1 protein-coding gene is annotated in these 517 nt (G+C 64.4%); it reads right to left on the reverse strand.

Annotated elements, in window-relative coordinates; genetic code table 11:
- Nucleotides 1-226: 226 nt before the first annotated feature.
- Nucleotides 227-517, reverse strand: a 291-nt coding sequence (locus tag GTW58_RS14030; RefSeq protein ID WP_168023655.1) for a type II secretion system F family protein, incomplete at its 5' end; no start/stop codon positions are given.

Here is a 517-nt window from a genome sequence, read left to right on the forward strand (position 1 = left end):
GTCTCCCCGATCGGCGTGATCGCCGGCAGTCAGGATGGCGTCCTCCGAGGGGTTCTCGACGGGGTTCGTGTTCATGGCGTTTTCCTCTCGGGTTGACTGGTCGATCCGGTCGTGGGTTCCGACGGCGAGGTGATCGACGTCGTTGGTCGGTTTACTGGTCTTGGGACGAGGTCATTGCCGTCCACCGCGCCGTGGAGCAAGGGGTGGTCCCGTGAACGTGCGCCGGTCACAGTTCCAGCCTCAGAACAGCGATGCCCGGGAACACTGCGAAGAGCACGGACAACGGGAGCACCAGGAACACGAGCGGCACCATCATGGCGATCTCCTTGCGACCGGCGATCTCCATCAGGTCGCGTTTGTCCTCGTCACGTACGTCCTGGGCCTGGGCTCGCAAGACCTCGGCCAGAGGGGTTCCTCTTTCCAGGGCGACGACGATCCCGTCGACGAATCGTGAGACGTGTGAGACGCCCACCCGGTCCGAGAACTCCTGAAGGGCCTGCACCAGGGGGACGCCGGA

Source organism: Kocuria subflava, from assembly GCF_012163155.1.
Lineage (GTDB): Bacteria > Actinomycetota > Actinomycetes > Actinomycetales > Micrococcaceae > Kocuria > Kocuria subflava.